The organism is Halorubrum sp. Atlit-28R, assembly GCF_003665955.1.
GTDB lineage: Archaea > Halobacteriota > Halobacteria > Halobacteriales > Haloferacaceae > Halorubrum > Halorubrum tropicale.
This window is the reverse complement of sequence record NZ_QPLS01000319.1, coordinates 1-429: the sequence shown is the minus strand read 5'-3', so window position 1 is coordinate 429 and position 429 is coordinate 1. Positions and strand designations below refer to the sequence as shown.

General features: G+C 68.3%; 1 pseudogene. It reads left to right on the top strand.

The features are described from left to right. Window positions 1-429 (top strand): annotated as a pseudogene (locus DVK06_RS18120) (glycosyl transferase); the annotation flags it as partial.

Sequence of the window (429 nt, the reverse complement as noted above, 5' to 3'; positions counted from 1 at the left end):
CTACTTCGACACGGACCTCGCCACGGACATGCGACACCTCGAAGAGCTGGTCGAGCGCGTCCGCTCCGGCGAGTACGACGCCGCGACCGGGTCGCGCTGGATGCCCGACCGCGTCGCCGACCGTCCGCGGAAACGCGGCGTGCCGAGTCGCGCATACAACGGCCTCGTCCGCCTGGTTCTCCGCTCGGACCTCCGCGACCACCAGTGCGGCTTCAAGGCGTTCAGCCGCGAGGCGTTCGAAGCGCTCCGCGACGACGTAGAGGACAACCACTGGTTTTGGGACACGGAGATGCTCGTCCGCGCCCAGCGCGCGGGCTTTCGGGTCGCCGACTTCCCCGTCGACTGGGAGCCGAAAGGCGACACGAAAGTCGACCTCGTCCGCTACATCCTCGGGATGGGAAGCCAGATCCTCCGGACGTGGTGGCAGCT